Origin of the sequence: Cryptosporangium aurantiacum (assembly GCF_900143005.1) — a bacterium.
GTDB classification, from domain to species: Bacteria; Actinomycetota; Actinomycetes; order Mycobacteriales; family Cryptosporangiaceae; genus Cryptosporangium; species Cryptosporangium aurantiacum.
In genome coordinates, this window is record NZ_FRCS01000007.1 from 185,095 (window position 1) to 201,469 (window position 16,375).

Annotated in this window: 12 protein-coding genes and 1 pseudogene; 4 read left to right on the forward strand and 9 right to left on the reverse strand. The window is 72.0% G+C overall.

The annotated features are described in order from the left end of the window. Positions 1–1,038 (forward strand): uroporphyrinogen decarboxylase/cobalamine-independent methonine synthase family protein, encoded by a 1,038-nt coding sequence (locus BUB75_RS23735; RefSeq protein ID WP_073259993.1) that lies wholly within the window; start codon positions 1–3, stop codon positions 1,036–1,038. Here BUB75_RS23735 and BUB75_RS23740 read toward each other — a convergent pair. After that, the gene (locus BUB75_RS23740) at positions 1,014–1,670 is read right to left on the reverse strand and encodes a hypothetical protein (protein WP_073259994.1); all 657 of its coding nucleotides are present in this window, start codon (positions 1,668–1,670) and stop codon (positions 1,014–1,016) included. The two genes, BUB75_RS23735 and BUB75_RS23740, sit on opposite strands and share 25 nt — an antisense overlap. A 191-nt stretch (positions 1,671–1,861) precedes the next feature. Between BUB75_RS23740 and BUB75_RS23745 the strand changes: the two genes are divergently transcribed. From BUB75_RS23745 to BUB75_RS23755, 3 genes are all read left to right on the forward strand, one after another. Continuing rightward, the gene (locus BUB75_RS23745; protein WP_084741630.1) at positions 1,862–3,532 is read left to right on the forward strand and encodes an HNH endonuclease signature motif containing protein; all 1,671 of its coding nucleotides are present in this window, start codon (positions 1,862–1,864) and stop codon (positions 3,530–3,532) included. Positions 3,533–3,700: 168 nt separating this feature from the next. Next, positions 3,701–4,468 (forward strand): SDR family NAD(P)-dependent oxidoreductase, encoded by a 768-nt coding sequence (locus tag BUB75_RS23750; RefSeq protein ID WP_073259996.1) that lies wholly within the window; start codon positions 3,701–3,703, stop codon positions 4,466–4,468. Then, the gene (locus tag BUB75_RS23755; protein WP_073259997.1) at positions 4,468–5,388 is read left to right on the forward strand and encodes an RNA polymerase sigma-70 factor; all 921 of its coding nucleotides are present in this window, start codon (positions 4,468–4,470) and stop codon (positions 5,386–5,388) included. The genes BUB75_RS23750 and BUB75_RS23755 overlap by 1 nt, the downstream gene beginning before the upstream one ends. A gap of 93 nt (positions 5,389–5,481) precedes the next feature. On the opposite strand, the gene BUB75_RS23760 is transcribed toward BUB75_RS23755, so the two are convergent. The 8 genes and pseudogenes from BUB75_RS23760 to BUB75_RS23795 form a co-directional block, all read right to left on the reverse strand. Then, positions 5,482–6,531, reverse strand: coding sequence for an Ldh family oxidoreductase (locus tag BUB75_RS23760; protein ID WP_073259998.1), 1,050 nt, complete (start codon positions 6,529–6,531; stop codon positions 5,482–5,484). 15 nt (positions 6,532–6,546) lie between these two features. Then, positions 6,547–8,205, reverse strand: a complete 1,659-nt coding sequence (locus BUB75_RS23765; RefSeq protein ID WP_073259999.1) for a thiamine pyrophosphate-dependent enzyme — start codon at positions 8,203–8,205, stop codon at positions 6,547–6,549. Next, positions 8,202–9,101, reverse strand: a complete 900-nt coding sequence (locus BUB75_RS23770) for an amidohydrolase family protein (protein WP_073260000.1) — start codon at positions 9,099–9,101, stop codon at positions 8,202–8,204. Before BUB75_RS23770 ends, BUB75_RS23765 begins: the two co-directional genes overlap by 4 nt. A 41-nt stretch (positions 9,102–9,142) precedes the next feature. Then, a complete protein-coding gene (gene lhgO, locus BUB75_RS23775) occupies positions 9,143–10,333 on the reverse strand; it encodes an L-2-hydroxyglutarate oxidase (RefSeq protein WP_073260001.1) in 1,191 nt (396 codons plus the stop codon). Beyond that, positions 10,330–11,778 (reverse strand): aldehyde dehydrogenase family protein, encoded by a 1,449-nt coding sequence (locus tag BUB75_RS23780; RefSeq protein ID WP_073260002.1) that lies wholly within the window; start codon positions 11,776–11,778, stop codon positions 10,330–10,332. Before BUB75_RS23780 ends, lhgO begins: the two co-directional genes overlap by 4 nt. A 238-nt stretch (positions 11,779–12,016) precedes the next feature. Continuing rightward, positions 12,017–12,580: a hemerythrin domain-containing protein gene (locus BUB75_RS23785; RefSeq protein WP_143175368.1), complete on the reverse strand. Its 564-nt coding sequence runs from the start codon at positions 12,578–12,580 to the stop codon at positions 12,017–12,019. 35 nt (positions 12,581–12,615) lie between these two features. Further along, positions 12,616–14,922, reverse strand: coding sequence for an NACHT domain-containing protein (locus BUB75_RS23790; RefSeq protein ID WP_178379962.1), 2,307 nt, complete (start codon positions 14,920–14,922; stop codon positions 12,616–12,618). Between the two features lie 41 nt (positions 14,923–14,963). Further along, positions 14,964–16,333: pseudogene (locus BUB75_RS23795) on the reverse strand (SLC13 family permease). Positions 16,334–16,375: the final 42 nt, after the last annotated feature.

The following is a 16,375-nucleotide window of genomic DNA, read 5'->3' on the forward strand; positions in this document are numbered from 1 at the left end:
ATGGCTGACGACTTCAAGTACCACATCGACCACCACGCGCGGCTGCTGCCGCCGCCCGCGCTGGTCGACGCCCGGGCCGCGGGCGTCTCCGACGCCGAGCTGACCGCGGCCGAGGACGCCGCGATCAGCGCGGCCCTGCTGGAGCAGCGGCGGCTGGCCCTGCTCGGCTTGTCCGACGGCGAGTTCCGGCGTCCGCACCGCCTGTCGGTGGTCTACAACGGCGTCGACGGGTTCGGGGACGCCGTTTCTCCGGGGCCGCTCGGCGAGCTGCTCGGATCGGACGAGGTGGCCGAGCGGCGCCCGCTGGTCGGGACGCCGGTCGCGCACGGCCGGCTGACCAAGCACGAGACCGACTTCCTGCTGGCCGGCGTCCAGCGTTCGACGATGCTGACGCTGCCCGCGCCGGGGCTGGTGGCGCTGCTCGGGGACGCGTCCGAGTCGGATGCGGCAGCGCTCGCGGGCGTCATCCGGGACGAGATCGCCGCGGTCGCGGCGGACGGCATCATGTACGTGCTGCTGACCAACCCGCTCTACGGCCACCTGCTCTCGGCTTCGGGCCGGGCCCGGGCCGCCGAGCTGGGCATCGACGCGTCCGCGGTGCTGCGGCGGTCGCTCGCGATCGACGCTGCCGTGCTGGACGGGCTCGAGACCCCGGAGAACTTCCGGGTCGGCCTCGACATCACCACCGGCGGGGCGGTGAGCGGCGGCTACTCCGAGGTCGAGTGGTTCGTGGGTGCGCAGCCGTTCGAACGGCTCTGCGTCGAGCACACCGCGGCGGCGCCGTTCCCGCTGGAGCCGCTCGTCGGCGGGCTGGTCGTGTCGCTGGGTCTGGTGGACGTGTCCACCCCGGAGCCCGAGGACGTCAACGACCTCGTCGCCCGGGTGGACGCCGCGGCCGAGATCCTGCACATCGACGACATCGCGATCTCGACGAACGGCGCGTTCTCTCCCTCGGCCGGGCTGACCGTCGACCAGCAGCACCGGAAGCTGCAGCTGGTCGAGATGGCTGCCCGCTACTTCTGGGGCAACGAGCTGTAGATCTCCGCTCGCGCCAGGCCGCCGATCGCCTCGACCGGCGGTCCGGCAGCGTCCCCGAGCTGCCCCTGACGGGCTGAGAGTTCTTCACCCATGCCGCGGTAGTGCTCCTCGTCCGCGAGGATCCGCTCGCGGCGGAACGCGTCCGGCTGGCTTCCCCGGATCGCCAACCCGTCGGTCGTCCAGAACGCCTCCGCCGGGACCTCGGCGGCTCCCTGCGGCAGGAACTTGGTGATCTCGGCCAGCGCGGAGTACGCGGTGTCGACGTGGTATCCGATGTCCTCGACCGCGGTCCGGTCGAGTCCGCGGCCACCGACCTGCGCGAGCAGCTGGTCCAGGGTGGAGCACGCCCACAGCTCGACGGCTCGCCACTGTCCGGCGTCGATGAGCGAGGACGGCGTGCGGCCCGTGCCGTAGAGCTCGCCGGGGATCACCGGATCGTGCGAGATCGGCGGCAGGGCGATGTCGAACTCGTGGTGGTGGCCGGCGTGCAGGCCGTTGACCCGGACCACCGGCCGCTCCGTGTCGAGGACCAGGCCGGTCACGCGGTGCAGATCGACCGGTTCCTCCCGGCCGAGGAGAAGCTCGACGAACAGATAGGCCTCGTCCGGCGTCCTGGCCCGCAGCTCGGTCATTCTGGTGCTCCTCCCGGTAGGACAGTTGCCCTCGATCGTGCCGTCTCGGGCACAAGCGCCGTAAACCGGGGTGGGTAGCCGCTTACCGCAGTAAGGGCGCGGCCGGTGGGTTGTGCACAGCGTCGGGCGCGAGGGCGCCACGCCTGTGGACGACCGGCATTTTGTCGTACCGGTGTGCGACAGTCATTGGCATGAGTGAAGGCGGAGTGGGTGCGCGGCTCCACGGGGTATGCCCCGGGCCGGAACTGATTGCCGTACTCGCCGGGCTGGGCCCGGTGCGGCGGCGGGAGATCGACGAGGCCGGGGTCCGAGAGGTACTTCCGGACGCGAGCGAGCAGGTGCTCGTCGCGCGAGCGTGGCAGCGGGTCTCGGCGTGGGTGGAGTCTCGGCTCGACGATGCAGTGCTGCAGGTCGCCGGGCAATGGTCCGGTGTGAGCGACGAGGACTGGGGCCGGGAGGAGATCGCCGCCGGACTGCGCTGGTCCGGCCTGGCTACCGCTGACCGCCTCGAGGTGGCCCGCGCGCTGCGCGGCCGATGCCTGCTCACCGGCCAGGCCCTCGCCGCCGGTCTGATCACCTACCGGCACGCCGCGGAGATCGTTCACGCTCTTGAGCCTTTGGACGATGAGACGGCCGCCGCCGTGGAAGCCCGCTTGTTGGATGCGGCTGAGCGCAAGACACCGGCGCAGTTGGCGCGTCAGGCGCGCAAGGAGGTCGCGAAGGCGGATCCGGCGGGCGCCGATGAGCGGCACAAGAAGGCGCGGAAGGGTCGGCGGGTGGAGTTCACCCCGCTGCCCGACGGGATGGCCGAGATGCGCGCCATCCTGCCCGCCGACGCCGCGGCCCGTTTGCGCGCGAACATCGACCAGCTCTCGGGCCGCGTCCGGTCCGGCGACGACACACGCACCATCGACCAGCGCCGCGCTGATGCGCTGGTGGCTCTGGCCGAACTCGGCGTGCTCACCGCGACCCGCTTCGGCTCAGGCGGGCTCGACGACCTCGGCGCCGACCCCGCCGGTGAGACACCCGACAGCGGAACGCCCGATGGCGAGGCGGCCCCCGGCCGGACGTCCGCGGGCCCGGTGTCCGGTGGCCGGGCGCGCGATGGCCGGACCCCCGCGGGCCCGGTGTCCGGTGGTCGGGCGCCCGCGGGCCGGACGTCCGGCGGCCGGGCGTCCGGCGGCCGCACCCCCGCGGGCCGGGCGGCGGCCGGCGCTGGCCAGGCGTCCGATGCTGAGATGTCGGCGCTGGTCCGGACCGTGCTGGCCGGACGCCGTGCCGCGCCGCCGCGGATCGCGTTGACCGTGCCACTGTCCACCGTGCTCGGCACCACGAACACCCCCGGCGACCTCACCGGCTACGGACCCGTCCCACCCTCGATGGCCCGCGAACTCGCCGCCGACAGCCGCTGGGAAAAGTGGATCACCGACCCCGGTGGCGTGGTCACCGACCTCGGCCGCACCACGTACCGGCCGTCCGCGGAGCTCGCCAAGCTGGTGCGGGCCACCTACCCCACCTGTATGTTCCCCGGCTGCTCCCAACCGTCCTACCGCTGCGACCTCGACCACAACATCCGCCGCATCGACGGCGGCCCCACCAGCACCAAAAACCTGGTCCCCTTGTGCCGACGCCATCACCGCGCCAAAGACGAAGCGGGCTGGGGTCTCGTCCACCACCCCGACACCGGGGCCTGCACCTGGACCAGCCCCGCCGGCCACACCTACACCGTCGCCCCACCCGACCAAAGCGATGAACCGGACACCCTGGACATGCCGGCGGACTGGACGCGGGCCCTCGCACCGGAGCCCGCGCTCGCAGGCGCACCGGCCTCGGGCGGCCTCGACGAGCCGCCGCCCTTCTAACCCGCACAACGCCAGCCCACACCGGGCCTACCACCAGGTAGGCCCGGCACCGGCGCGTGCCCCGGCCCCGGCCCCGGCCGCGCATGTCACAGCGGGCCGGGCTGTCTCGTCTCGGGTCCGGAAGACGAAATCGGAGGGGACGCACCCTCCCGCGGCGAGGAGCTCGTCATGAGTGAGCAGAACACGTATCGGCAAGTCGCGCTCGTCACCGGCGCGAACAAGGGGATCGGCCGGGCAGCCGCAGAGCAGCTTGCCGACCTGGGCATGACGGTCGTGATCGGGGCCCGGGATCCGCGGCGCGGTGAGGAAGCCGCTGCCGCGCTGCGGGAGGCAGGCGGCGACGTGCACGCGGTCACGCTCGACGTCACCGAGGAGGACGTCGTCCGGGCGGCCGCCGCGTGGATCGAGGAGCGGTTCGGCCACCTCGACGTCCTGATCAACAACGCCGGCATCACCGGCTCCGGGCAGGTCTCGCCCGCCGACGCCACCGATCAGATTCCCAGCGGCGTCGACCTGGACATGGTCCGGTCGGTGTTCGAGACCAACGTCTTCGGGGTGATCGCGGTGACCAACGCGGTGCTGCCCCTGCTGCGGCGGTCACGGGCGCCGCGCATCGTCAACGTCAGCAGCCACGCGGGGTCGCTGACGCTGAACAGCGACCTGGACGGTCCGTTCGCGGCGCTGCTGCCGTCGGCCGCGTACTCGCCGTCCAAGAGCGCGTTGACCGCGTTGACCGTGCAGTACGCCAAGGAACTGCGCAAGGACGGCATCCTCGTCAACGCGGCCGCGCCGGGCTACGTCGACACCGACAGCAACAACCACACCGGTTTCCTGACGCCGGCGCAGGGCGCCGCCGTACTGGTGCGGCTGGCCACGCTCGGCGCCGACGGACCGACCGCCGGGTTCTTCGGCGAGGGAGGCAGCATCGTCTGGTGATGAGCGACCCGAACCCCGACGAGTTCCAGGATCTGCGTCCGCTGCTGTTCTCGATCGCCTACCGGATCCTGGGCAGCGTGAGCGAGGCCGAGGACGCCGTCCAGGAGACCTGGCTCCGGTACGCCGCCTCGTCCACGCAACCCGACTCGGTCAAGGCGTTCCTCTCGACGACCGTGACCCGCATCGCGATCGACGTCCTGCGCTCCGCCCGGGTCCGGCGGGAGGAGTACGCCGGACCGTGGTTCCCGGAACCGCTGCTCGCCGACCCGTACGACGATCCCGCCCGGGCGGCGGAGCTGGCCGACTCGGTGTCGATGGCGGCCCTGTTGCTCCTCGAACGGCTCAGCCCGCTCGAACGTGCGGTGTTCGTGCTGCGGGAGGTGTTCGGCTTCGGTTTCCCCGAGGTCGCGTCCACGGTGGGGCGCTCGGAGGCCGCCTGCCGCCAGCTCATGGTGCGGGCACGCCGCCACATGGACTCGGGGCGCCCCCGGTACGAGGCCGACCGCGCCGAACGCGAGAAGCTCGCCGCGCGTTTCCTCGACGCGTTCCGGGACGGGGACGTCGACGGGGTGCGGGACCTGCTGTCCGCCGACGTCGCGCTGATCGGCGACGCTGGGGGCAAGGGGCCGCAGTGGGGCGACCGCTTCGTCGGGTCCGAGAACGTGGCCGGCGTGCTCGCCGCGCTCATGCCGCTGTTCGACCGGATCGACGCGGGGGTGGAGCTGCGTGAGGTGAACGGACAGCCCGGCGCGATCTTCCACGATCGGAGCGGCGACATCCTCAGCGTCTGGTCACTCGACATCCTGGACGGACAGATCCAGGCGATCCGGACGTTGAACAACCCCGACAAGCTCGGGCATCTGGGTCCGGTCGCGGACGCCTGGGCAGCGCTTCGGGAGGCTCGTGAGCCGACCGAGTGACGCCGTCAGGCCTGCGGACGGTCAACCTGGGACGATCGGCGGGCTCCCTCCATGGGGCCCGCCGGTCGCCGGTCTTCGGTGTGACCGCCGGTGTTACAGCCCCGCGGGCACTGGGGCGCCGAGCTTCTCGGCCTCCGCGCGGAGATTGCCGAGCAGCTTCTCGGTCAGCGGGATGCCGTTGGTGAGGCGCTCGTTGAACGTGCGGGAGCCGCGCTCGCCGGGTACCAGGATCTCGCGGTTCGGGTCGGTCGACGGCAGACCCTTGATCGCGTCCACGGTCTCGTCGACGACGCTCCGGAACTGCTCCACCGGGGTGAACGCCGAGATGTCCACCGCGACCAGCACGGCGTTCTGGCGGTGCCGCTTTCCCTCGGGCGTGCCGCCGTGGAAGCTGCTGACGATCGGGTTCGCGGTCAGACCACTGGCCAGCAGCTCGAACACCAGCGACATGCCCGCGCCCTTCGCACCGCCCACCGGCAGCGGCACCTTCGCCAGCGCCGCGTCGGTCGTCTCGGTGCCATCCGCGGCCAGCGCCGAACCCGCGGGCAGCGGCGTGCCGGAAGCCTTGTACTGCGCGATGCGACCCAGCGCGATCACCGCGGTCGCCATGTCCAGCAACACCGTGGGGTGCTTGCCCGCCGGGAGCGCCACCGACAGCGGGCTCGTCGCCACCGCGGCCGACGTGCTGCCCGGGTAGGCCATGTTCGGGACGCCCGCGACGATGCCCAGCCCGGCCATGCCGTACTGCGCCGCGCAGTCGGTGTAGTACCCGATCGCGCCGGTGTGCACGGTGCCCCGGACCGCGACCCACGCGATACCGGCCGACCGCGCCATGCTCACGGCCTGGTGCATCGCGGTGGTCAGCGCCACCGGGCCCGGCGCGGCGTCCGCGTCGACGATCGCGACCGCGGACCGCAACTGCTCGACGGTGATCGCCGGCTTGGGGTTCGCCTCACCCTTGTCGAACAGCTCGAGGTAGCGGGGGACCCGGGAGACGCCGTGCGAGTCGACCCCGCGCAGGTTCGCCCAGACCAGCACGTCGGCGACGGTGTCGGCGTGCTCCCGTGACGTCCCGGCCGCGACGAAGAGGCCGCTGACCAGCTCCCGCAGGGACTGGTGGGAGATCAGTGTTTTGGGTGGCATGAGGGCCTCCAGGTATCAGCGGACGACGCGGACGTCGACGAGCGCGGTGACGCCGGCCCGCACCGAGGCCAGCGCTGCCTCGAGCGCGGGACGCAGTTCGTCCAGCGAGGTGACCTCCGTGCCGTGCATGCCGAACGGAGCGACGAGTTCGGACAGTGGCGGCTGGTCGGAGAGGTCGACGCCGAGGAAGTTCTGCTCGGTGACGGCTGCGCCGTCCGGGTAGAACCGCAGGTGGTTGAGCTGCATCGACAGGTACTTCTGGTTGTTGAAGACGACGATCAGCACCGGCAGGCCGAGTGATTTCGACGCCGCCAGCGACTGGACGATCGGGTTGTAGAGGAACGACCCGTCGCCGACCGTCAGCACGACCTCGCGCTCCGGTTCGGCCAGCTTGACGCCGAGCGCGACGCCGATGCCCTGGCCGAGACCGCCCTGCACGTAGCTGTACCGGCCGGGCCGGTCGGCCTGCAGATGCTGCGAGACCATCCGGGCGTGAGTGATCGTCTCGTCGACGACGGCGGCGTCCGGGTCGATCAGGTCCCGCAGGGCGTCGACGACCGCGGCGGCGTCCAGCTTTCCGGACGGCGCGGGCAGCGGCGCCGGTGCGAGGGCCGCGCGACGAGCGGCCACGCGTCCTTCGTCGACGCCGATCGCCTTGACCGTGGCCACCAGCGCGCGCAGCGTCGGCCCGACGTCGCCCTCGAGGTACTGGTCGGCGCCGAGCACCTGGTAGTCGACGTGCGGCCGGTGCGGCACGTCGTCGATGACCAGGATCTCCGCGTCGGCCGGCCGGTTGCTCGGCGGATACCACGGTGCGCGGGTGCAGGCCAGCACGATCAGGTCGGCGTCCGCGCTGAGCGGTTCCGGATTTCCGCCCCGGTGCAGCGCGTGTGTCCGAGGGAAGTTGCTGCACACGGCGGACTGCGGCTCGACCACCGGGATCGCCAGCAACTCGGCCAGTTCGACCAGCGCCTCGAAACCGTCCGCATGGCGTCCGACTGACTCGGTGAGCAGCACCGGGCGCTCGGCGGCGATCAACCGCCGGGCCGCGGCCTGCAGGTCGGGTTCTGTACTGACGCGGGAACCCGGCAGGGCCAACGGCCTGCCGACGATCGACGGCGGGTTCCACGGCTCCAGCAGCACCTCGACCGGAACGTTGAGGTACACCGGCCCGGCCGGGCCGCGGCGCGCGAGCTCGGAGGCGCGCAGCACCATCTGGTACAGGTTCGACACGCTGCCGACCTGCGACGACCACTTGACGAACGGCTGCGCGACGGCCTGCGGGCCACCGACGATCGACAGGTTCCGGTACCACTGGGAGCCCGGGTCCACCGCGGTTTCCCCGTAGGAGATCGACTCCGAGGTGGCGACGATCATCCCGGCGCCGGACAGCAGTGCACCGTGAATACCGACGGCGCCCTGCAGCAGGCCGGGCACGGTGTGCAGCAGCACCAGCTGTGGACGGCCGGTGGCCAGGCCGTATCCGGTGGCCATCGCGACGGCCAGCGTCTCGTGCATCAGGTCGACGTACCGCGGGCCGTGCACGCCGTCCCGGTGCTGGCGCGCGAGCGCCTCCCAGACCGGGGCCCATTCGGACCCCGAGGAACAGAAGATGACGTCGACGTCGAGGTCGCGGGCGGCGGCGAGGAGAGCCTCGCCGCCGTCGACGGTCATGCGCTCTCCGCGGCGGCGACTGGGGCGAGCTTCCCGGCTGCGGGCACCGGCCAGTCGAGGCACTCGGAGATGCCGCGACCCATGATGTAGTCGAGCTCCTCCTCGGTGAAGTCGAAGTGCTTCGTGAACTGCTCGATCGTGTCGGTGTAGGTCAGGCCGTGGCCGAGCAGGCGGGTGATGTCGGTGCCCCAGAAGCAGCGCTGCGGGCCCATCGCGTCGACCATCTCGCGGACGTACTTGCCGATGTTCAGGTTCGGGAACGGCGCGGTCGAGTAGCCCGGGATCGCCGACACCTTCACGTAGATGTTCGGGTGCTCGTGCAGGTCAGCGGTCTCCTTGACCCAGTAGCCGATCGCGTCGTCGACGCAGCGGGCCATGATGCCCATGTGGTCGATGATGATCTTCAGCTGCGGGTGCTTCGCGGCGATCTGACCGAGCTCGGCCTTCCAGATCGGGGCGTGGACCATCGTCTTGATGCCCAGCTCCTCGGCCAGCGGCCAGTACCAGTCGTTGGTCCCGTCGATCATCCAGTTCCGGTCCTGCGGCCGGTGGAACGTCAGCCGGGTGCCCTTGACGTACGGGTTCTGGGCGAAGTCGCGCATGAGGGCAGCGCCCTCGTCGGGCTTGTTCTGCGGGATGCGGGCCATGATGCCGAACCGGTCCGGGAACGCCTCGCACGCCTCGAGGGCGTAGTCGATGCGGTCGCCCTCCCAGGACGGCGGCAGGATCAGCGCGCGGTCGACACCGGCCTCGTCCATCAGCTCGAGGGCCTCCTCGTAGCTGAAGGGGTCCTCCCGGTGGCCGTTGAGCCGGATGCGCTCGCGCGCGCCGGGAACCCACGGGCGGTCCGAGGACTCCTCTTTCCAGATGTGGATCTGGGAATCGACGATGAACATCGGTGGTCCTTCGCAGTTAGGCGGAACGAGGGTGAAGAAAGTCAGGAATTCGAGCGGTCGTGCATTTGAGTCACGACGTGCTCGGCGATCGCGAGCGCGGACGTCGCGGCGGGCGACGGCGCGTTGCGGACCGCGGTGACCGGCCCGAGCGTGCTGATCCGGAAGTCGTCGACGAGCGAGCCGTCGCGGTCCACGGCCTGCGCCCGGACGCCGGCCGGCGCCGGTACCAGGTCGGACGTTCGCAGCGATGGCACGTAGTCGCGGGCGGCCGCGGTGAACGCGCGCTTGGACACCGAGCCGCGCATCTCGTGGATCCCGGCCCGCCAGTGCTGGAGCGCCAGCTTTCGGAATCCCGGCCAGCGCAGCGTGCGCCCGAGGTCGCGCAGGTTCACGTTCCGCCGGTGGTAACCCTCGCGTGCGGTGGCCAGCACCGCGTTCGGGCCGACGTCGACCGTGCCGTCGATCCGTGGGGTGACGTGCACGCCGAGGAACGGGTACGCGGGGTCGGGCACCGGGTAGACCAGGCCGTTGACGAGGTCGGCGCGTTCCGGCACCAGCCGGTAGTACTCGCCGCGGAACGGGATGATCGCCGGGCCCGGGTCGTCGCCGGCCAGCTCGGCCACCAGGTCGGACTGCAGACCGGCGCAGATCACCAGCTGGTCCAGCGTCACCTCGGTACCGCCGGCCCGGACCCGGATCCGCCCGCCGACCGGATCGATCGCGGTGACCGGCGAGGAGAACCGCACCTCGCCACCGGCCGTGCGGACGTCGTCGGCCATCGCTCGGGCGATCGCCACGTAGTCGACGATCGCGGTGGTGGGGGAGTGCAGCGCGGCGGCACCGGCGACGTTCGGCTCGATCTCGCGGAGCGCGGCGGCGTCCAGCCAGCGGACGCCGGGCACGCCGTTGGCGTGCGCCTTCTTCTCGATCTCGGTCAGCCGGCCGATCTCGACGTCGTCGCGCGCGACGACGACCTTGCCGATCTCGGAGTAGCCGAGTGAGTGCTCCGCGCAGAACTCCTTGAGCAGGTGGACGCCGCGCCGGCAGAGCGTCGCCTTCAGCGAACCGGGGGTGTAGTAGATGCCCGCGTGCACGACGCCGGAGTTGTGGCCGGACTGGTGCCGGGAGACGTCGGTCTCCTTCTCGAAGACCACGACGTCGGCGCCCTGCTGGGCGATCCGGCGGGCGACCGCGAGGCCGACGAGGCCCGCGCCGACGATGCCGACCTTCATAGCGAGTACCGCACGGCGACGGTCTTGGTCTTCGTGTAGAAGCGCAGCGCCTCGGCGCCCTGCTCCTTGAACGGCGAACCGGAGTCGCCGAAACCACCGAACGGCATGTGGACGTCCCAGCCGGACGTCGGCAGGTTCACCGACACCTGGCCGACCTCGACGCGGTCGGCGAACTCGTACGCACGCTGCAGGTTCGTGGTGAACACCGCGGCGGCCAGGCCGTAGACCGAGTCGTTGACCGCGTCCACGGCCTCGTCGAACCCCTCGACGACCCGCACCGCGATCACCGGCCCGAACACCTCGTCGCGCCAGATCGAGTGGCGCGCGTCCACGCCGGTGACGACCGTCGGTTCGACGTAACAGCCGTGCGTGAAGGCCTCACCGTCCGGGGCGCCACCGCCGACGCGGACCACGGCGCCCTCGCCGCGGGCCCGGTCGATGTGCTCGAGCACCTCGCTGCGATGGCGGGCGCTGACGACCGGCCCCATCGTGGTGCCCTCGGCGCCGCCCGGACCGAGCGTCACCTGCTGCGCGGCCTCGATCAGCCCGGCGATCAGCGGCTCGGCGACCGTCCAGTCGACGACGACGCGGCTGGTCGCGGTGCAGCGCTGCCCGGCCTGCCCGAACGAGGCGGCGGCGATCGTGCTGACCGCGGCTGCCAGGTCGGCGTCGGCGAGCACGGCGGTCGCGTTCTTGCCACCCATCTCGGTCTGTACCCGGACGTTGCGGCCGGCGAGCCGGTGCTGCAGCTGACGGCCGATCGCGGTGCTGCCGGTGAACGAGACCGCGGCGATCCGCGGGTCGTCCAGTAACGCCGCTTCGATCTCGCGGACCCGGCCGGTCACCACGCCGAGTACGCCCTCGGGCAGTCCGGCGGTCTCCAGGCTCCGGGCCAGGTGGTAGGCGACCAGCGGCGTCTCCGAGGCCGGCTTGAGAACGACCGCGTTCCCGGCGATGAGCGCGGGCGCGAGCTTGCGGGCCGGGGTGAGCAGCGGGTCGTTCCACGGCGTGACGAGCGTGACGACGCCGAGCGGCTCGCGGCGGACGCTGGTCTGCGTGCCGGGCCTGCCGTCGGCGATCAGCTCGCCGTAGGGCTGCCGTGCCCAGCTCGCGTAGTAGTCGAGGAAGTCGGCGGCCTTGGTCACCTCGACAGTCGCCTCGGCGAGCGTCTTGCCCATCTCGGCGACCAGATCGCCGGCGATCTCGGCGCTGCGGGCCCGGAGGTCGGCAGCGGCGCGCGCCATGATCTCGGCGCGCTGCAGCGGGTTGGTGGCGCGCCACCGGACGGCACCGAGCTCGGCGGCGTCGTAGCGGGCGGTGACCTCCGCGGCCGTCAGAGCAGGCACGCGCCCGACTACACGGCGGACGTCGGCGGGGTCGGTCACCTCGATGGACGCGACCCGCTCCGGACTATCCACCGGCTCCTGCGCCGACTGCAGTGGCATGAGTCGCGGCCCCCTCACTGAGAAATCATTGGAGATCTCGATCTGGTCGAGCGGGCTTAATCGTAAGAGCGCCGCGACGACGCGGAAGACCTCGTTAATGCAAGCTAAGGTGTACCGCCGTGCTGGTCGGGGAGGCTTTCCGACCGCACGGCGCACGACATGATGAGGGCGTGACTCACTATTCGGAATAGCGGAAGATATGTGCGGCGCGCGGGAGTCCGCGCATTTCGCGCGCCGTTCAGCCGCGGGCGGCGCGACTCCAGTCGCTGACCGCGTCGCGCGCCCGGTCGAACAGCGCGAGCGGCGGCCCGGCGACCAGGTTGACGATCGCCGACTCTCCCGCCGCCGGGTGCGGACGCGTGGGCGCGACCGCCTCCGCGGCCTTCACCGCACCGGCCATGCGCCGCAGCCGAGCGGGGTCGATCGTCCGCCGCAGCGCGGGGAACTCCTCCTGCTCCTCGCGCGTGGCGTGCTGCAGCACCGCCCGCTCCAGCGCGGCGAACCGGGTGTCGAAGTCGGCTGCCTCGGTGCCCAGGTCGTGCAGGTCGGAGAGCACGCGCTTGGCGTCGTGCTCCTCGTGGAGCCTGGCCTTGATCACGGCGTCCCCGGCGGCGTCCCTGGCTGCCGGGTGGACGACCTGCTCCTCGGCGGCCTCATGGACGGCCAGCAGCCGGACGAGTTGCCGGAACGCGGTCCGCTTGGCGTCGCCGTCGGCGGCCTTGACCTCGGCGAACAGCGCCTTGATCTGCTTGTGCTGGTCGAGCAGGAGTTCAACGACGTCCTGGTCCTTGGCGCTCACCATCGTGGGTCGTCCTCTCGTTCGTCCGGGATTCGGGCTCAGCGCGGGCTACCCCGTCGGGTCGCGGCTATGCGATCGCGGAGCAGGGCGTGCCGGAACTGCCAGACCCCGCCGGCCTGTCGCAGCACTCCGCGGCGGTGGGCGTCGCGGAGGAAGCTCATCACCCGCCACGGCAACCGGCCTCGGGCGCACCACCAGAGACGCGCCACCTGCAGCTGTCCCCACGCGCTGCCGATGAGCCCGTACGTGAGCCCGGCCGCGAGACCGAATCCGACGCCGTGGGACACGGCGGAGCCGAGATACGAGCGGAGTGCCTCCGGGAGCTCGGCGGGCGGCGCGATCGGGTTCCCGGATGCCAGGCCGAACACGAGGCCGGACGTGAGCCCGACCACGAGCACCCGACGGCGGTCGTCCCGCAGTAGCCCGACCGGGTCGGTCGCCGCCGGGACGTCGGCGTCACCCTCCTGGAAGAACGTCGTGAACTCGCCCACGAACCCGAACACCATGCCGAACGCGAAACCGAACAGCCCGGCTTCGTAGCCGGCCGCCAGCCAGTCGGCGACCGGCAGACTGTCGGTGAGCCCGGCCCAGAGGACGCCCGCTGCCACGAACGCCACCGTGAACGTGCTCCCGAACGCGAACCACTCGGCGAGCCGCCGGACGAGCGGGCGGCCGGTGCGGCGCCACCGGATCCGGCGCCGGGACGGCAGCGGTAACGAGCCGAGCCCACCGCCGAACACGCCCCCGAGGCCCACGGCCAGCCAGAGCGCGACCCAGAGCAGTAGCGGTACACCGATCATCGGCACCAGCGCGAACGCGAGGCCGAACGTGAGGCCGAACGCGAGACTGACGGCGAGAGCGCGATGGAGCGGCCGGTCGCGGGAGCGCCGCCGGGACCCGACCGGTTCCGAGCCGAGCCCGACGAACAACCCCACGACGGGACCCATCCCGAACCCGGCGGAGAGCCCGGCCGCGAGCCAGGACGGGAAGGCGGACGGCCGTTCGAGCGGAAGGGTGACGAACCACGTCGGCAGGCCGATCACGAGCCACAGCGCGAGCCCGACCAGCGTCCGGACCGGACGGGAGAGCGACCGGGTGAGCTCCCACCAGGCGAGATCCTGCGTACCGCGCTCGCTCATGTCGGTTGCGAGCTCACCCAGCCAGCGCTGTGCGTCGTGGCAACGCCAGATGCGCCCGTCCGGCGCGGGCTCGGGCGGGTCGGGGTACGCCGCGGGGATGAGGCGGTCGAGCAGGTGGGCGTGGACGGCGGCCGCGTCGGGCAGGCCGAGCAGGTCGGTGGAGTCGTGGCCGGCCCGGTCCGGATCGTCGTGGGTGGTCCGCGCGAGGTCGACCCACAGCGGCTCCGCCAGTGCGGACGCGAGCCGGCCACGGTGCTCCTCCGCGTCGCGAGCCAGGACGTTCGCCCAACCTCCCGGGCGCTCGGCGGTCGTGCTGAGCGTGAGGAAGTCGCGGACCGCCTCGTGGGGCAGCGGCGTGAGTTCGAGGACGGCGGTGGCGGGCAGGACCCGGCCGGTCAGATCGGCGAGCGTGTCGAGGTACTCGCTGGTGCGGCTGGTCAGGACGAGCGGCGCGCCCGGCGTGAACGCGTGGGTGAGCGCCAGCAGCGCGCGGCAGCGCCGGGGAGCCGGCATCTCGTCCAGGCCGTCGAGGAGCGGCAGTAACCGCTCCAGCGGGAGCGGGCGGCGATGACCGTAGTCGGTGAGGAGCCGGCCGGTGATCCACTGCTCCAGCGTGCGGGTGTCGGGGTCCCACGTGGACAGCCGCAGCAGGACCGGAACGGGCAGCTCGGCGTCGTCCGCGCGGGTCTCGAGCAGCGCGAGGGTCAGCCGGAGCAGCAGCGCGGTCTTGCCCGCGCCCGGTTCGCCGAGGATCACCACGCGGCCGCGGAGCCGAGGGTCGGCGACGACCTCCTGGAGGGAGTCGGGACGGCGGGGATCCACGACGCCGTCCAGCGCCAGCGGCCGGTCGATCCCGTCGGCCCGGATGTTGGCCCAGTGGTCGGCGACCGGTGGCCCGATCGTGGTCCACGCGGTGGGCAGCGGGTGCGGGTGGAGGAGCCGGCGATGACGCTCCTCCGGCTTCCAGACCGCGCGCACGGTGTCGGCCAGCGCGTCCAGGGCGGGTGCGTCGGCTCCGGGCGGGTCGGCGGCGGCGGGCCCCCGCACCAGCGACGCCAGAATGCCGCCGATCGCGGTCACCGCCACCGCTGCGGCCAGCCACGGCCAGCGGATCCGGCCGTCCTCCAGCACTTGGTTCACCGCGACGCCACTGACCACCGTGAACGCGGCGGCGGCACCGGCCCACGCCGCCGTCCTCCGGGTCACCGCGTCCCACCGTCGCGTCATCGGACCCCCCGACCAGTGCCCTACCAGCCGGGCAGGACGAGTGCGGCCCAGACCAGCAGTGGGCCGACGAGCACGACGACGATGCTGTACGTGAGGATCTGCTTGTAGAACGCGGCCTCCGGAATCGACTCCGGATGGTTGGCGAGGATCAGCGCCCCGTTAGTGGAGAACGGGCTGACGTCGACGATCGTGGACGCGATCGCGAGCGCGGCGACGAAGAACGCCGCGTCGACGCCGCCGTCGACGACGAGCGGCACGCCGATGGGGATGATCACCGGCAGCAGCGCGGTGGACGACGCGAACGCCGACACCACGCCGCCGACGTAACAGAGGACGAGCGCGCCCGTGCGGCCGCGCCGAGCCCGGCGGCCCAGTTGCCGACGAATTCCGGCGAGCCGGCCTCGGTGAGGATCGTGGCGTACGTGCTGACGCCGGCGACCAGCAGCACGGTCGGCCAGGCGATCTGGCGGACCGCGTCGCGGTGGCGGGACGGGGAGAGCATCACCAGCGCGACCGCCGCGGTGATCGCGACGAAGCCGATGTTCTTGTCGAAGACGAGCGCGACGACGGCGACCGCGACGAACGCGAGGAGCGTGAGGATCTGCTCGCGGCGTGTGCCCGGCTCGTCGGAAGCGGTGCCACTCGCGGGCGTCTCGCCGGTGCCGCCCGCTTCCCTCGCGAGACGGCTGCGGGTCCGCCCGGCGGCCGTACTCCGCACGGTCGCGGCCACGTCCGCCGTCACGTCCGTCTCGGCGGCCACGTCGCCGGTGGCCGTGGAGACCGTGCGGCGGAGCAGTCCGCGGCCGAACAGCGCGAACAGGATCGCCGCCATCACGGTGTTCACGGCCAGGCTGGCCAGGAACACCGTGATCTCGCCGTTGGGGAGGTTCGCCTCCTCCATCACCGAGTTGGTGATCGTCCCGTAAATGCTGATCGGCGAGAAACCCCCGCCCTGCGCACCGTGAACGACGAACATCCCCATCATCAGCGGGTTGATCCCGTAGCGGCCGGCGAAGCCGAGCGCGATCGGCCCGATGATCGCGCAGGCTGCCGGGCTCGCCGCGCCGATCGCGGTCAGCACCGCGGTCACCCCGAACATCACCCACGGGATCAGCGCGACCCGGCCACCGACCACCCGGACCGCCGACTGCACGATCAGGTCGACCGTGCCGTTGTTCCGCGCGACCGCGAACAGGTAGGTGACGCCGATCAGCGTGAGGATCAGGTCACCGCTGACCCCGGCGAGGATCTCCTTCTCGTCCAGGCCGAGCGAGTACATGCCGACCAGCCACGCCGCCACGTAGGCGAGCGCGCCCATGTTGATCGGGAGGACGGTCCCGGCGACGAACAGCGCCACCAGGGCCAGAATGGCCACCCACTCCGATCCCATTTCACTCAGGTGGCCGTGGCGCGCGGGTGATAAACCCCGAAC

Bases quoted from the DNA above. Each gene is read 5' to 3' on its own strand.
- BUB75_RS23745 (WP_084741630.1), top strand. From the start codon at position 1,862: ATGAGTGAAGGCGGAGTGGGTGCGCGGCTCCACGGGGTATGCCCCGGG.
- BUB75_RS23770 (WP_073260000.1), bottom strand. From the start codon at position 9,101: ATGTTCATCGTCGATTCCCAGATCCACATCTGGAAAGAGGAGTCCTCG.
- BUB75_RS23765 (WP_073259999.1), bottom strand. From the start codon at position 8,205: ATGACCGTCGACGGCGGCGAGGCTCTCCTCGCCGCCGCCCGCGACCTC.
- BUB75_RS23740 (WP_073259994.1), bottom strand. From the start codon at position 1,670: ATGACCGAGCTGCGGGCCAGGACGCCGGACGAGGCCTATCTGTTCGTC.
- BUB75_RS23760 (WP_073259998.1), bottom strand. From the start codon at position 6,531: ATGCCACCCAAAACACTGATCTCCCACCAGTCCCTGCGGGAGCTGGTC.
- BUB75_RS23750 (WP_073259996.1), top strand. From the start codon at position 3,701: ATGAGTGAGCAGAACACGTATCGGCAAGTCGCGCTCGTCACCGGCGCG.
- BUB75_RS23735 (WP_073259993.1), top strand. From the start codon at position 1: ATGGCTGACGACTTCAAGTACCACATCGACCACCACGCGCGGCTGCTG.
- BUB75_RS23780 (WP_073260002.1), bottom strand. From the start codon at position 11,778: ATGCCACTGCAGTCGGCGCAGGAGCCGGTGGATAGTCCGGAGCGGGTC.
- lhgO (WP_073260001.1), bottom strand. From the start codon at position 10,333: ATGAAGGTCGGCATCGTCGGCGCGGGCCTCGTCGGCCTCGCGGTCGCC.
- BUB75_RS23785 (WP_143175368.1), bottom strand. From the start codon at position 12,580: ATGGTGAGCGCCAAGGACCAGGACGTCGTTGAACTCCTGCTCGACCAG.
- BUB75_RS23755 (WP_073259997.1), top strand. From the start codon at position 4,468: ATGAGCGACCCGAACCCCGACGAGTTCCAGGATCTGCGTCCGCTGCTG.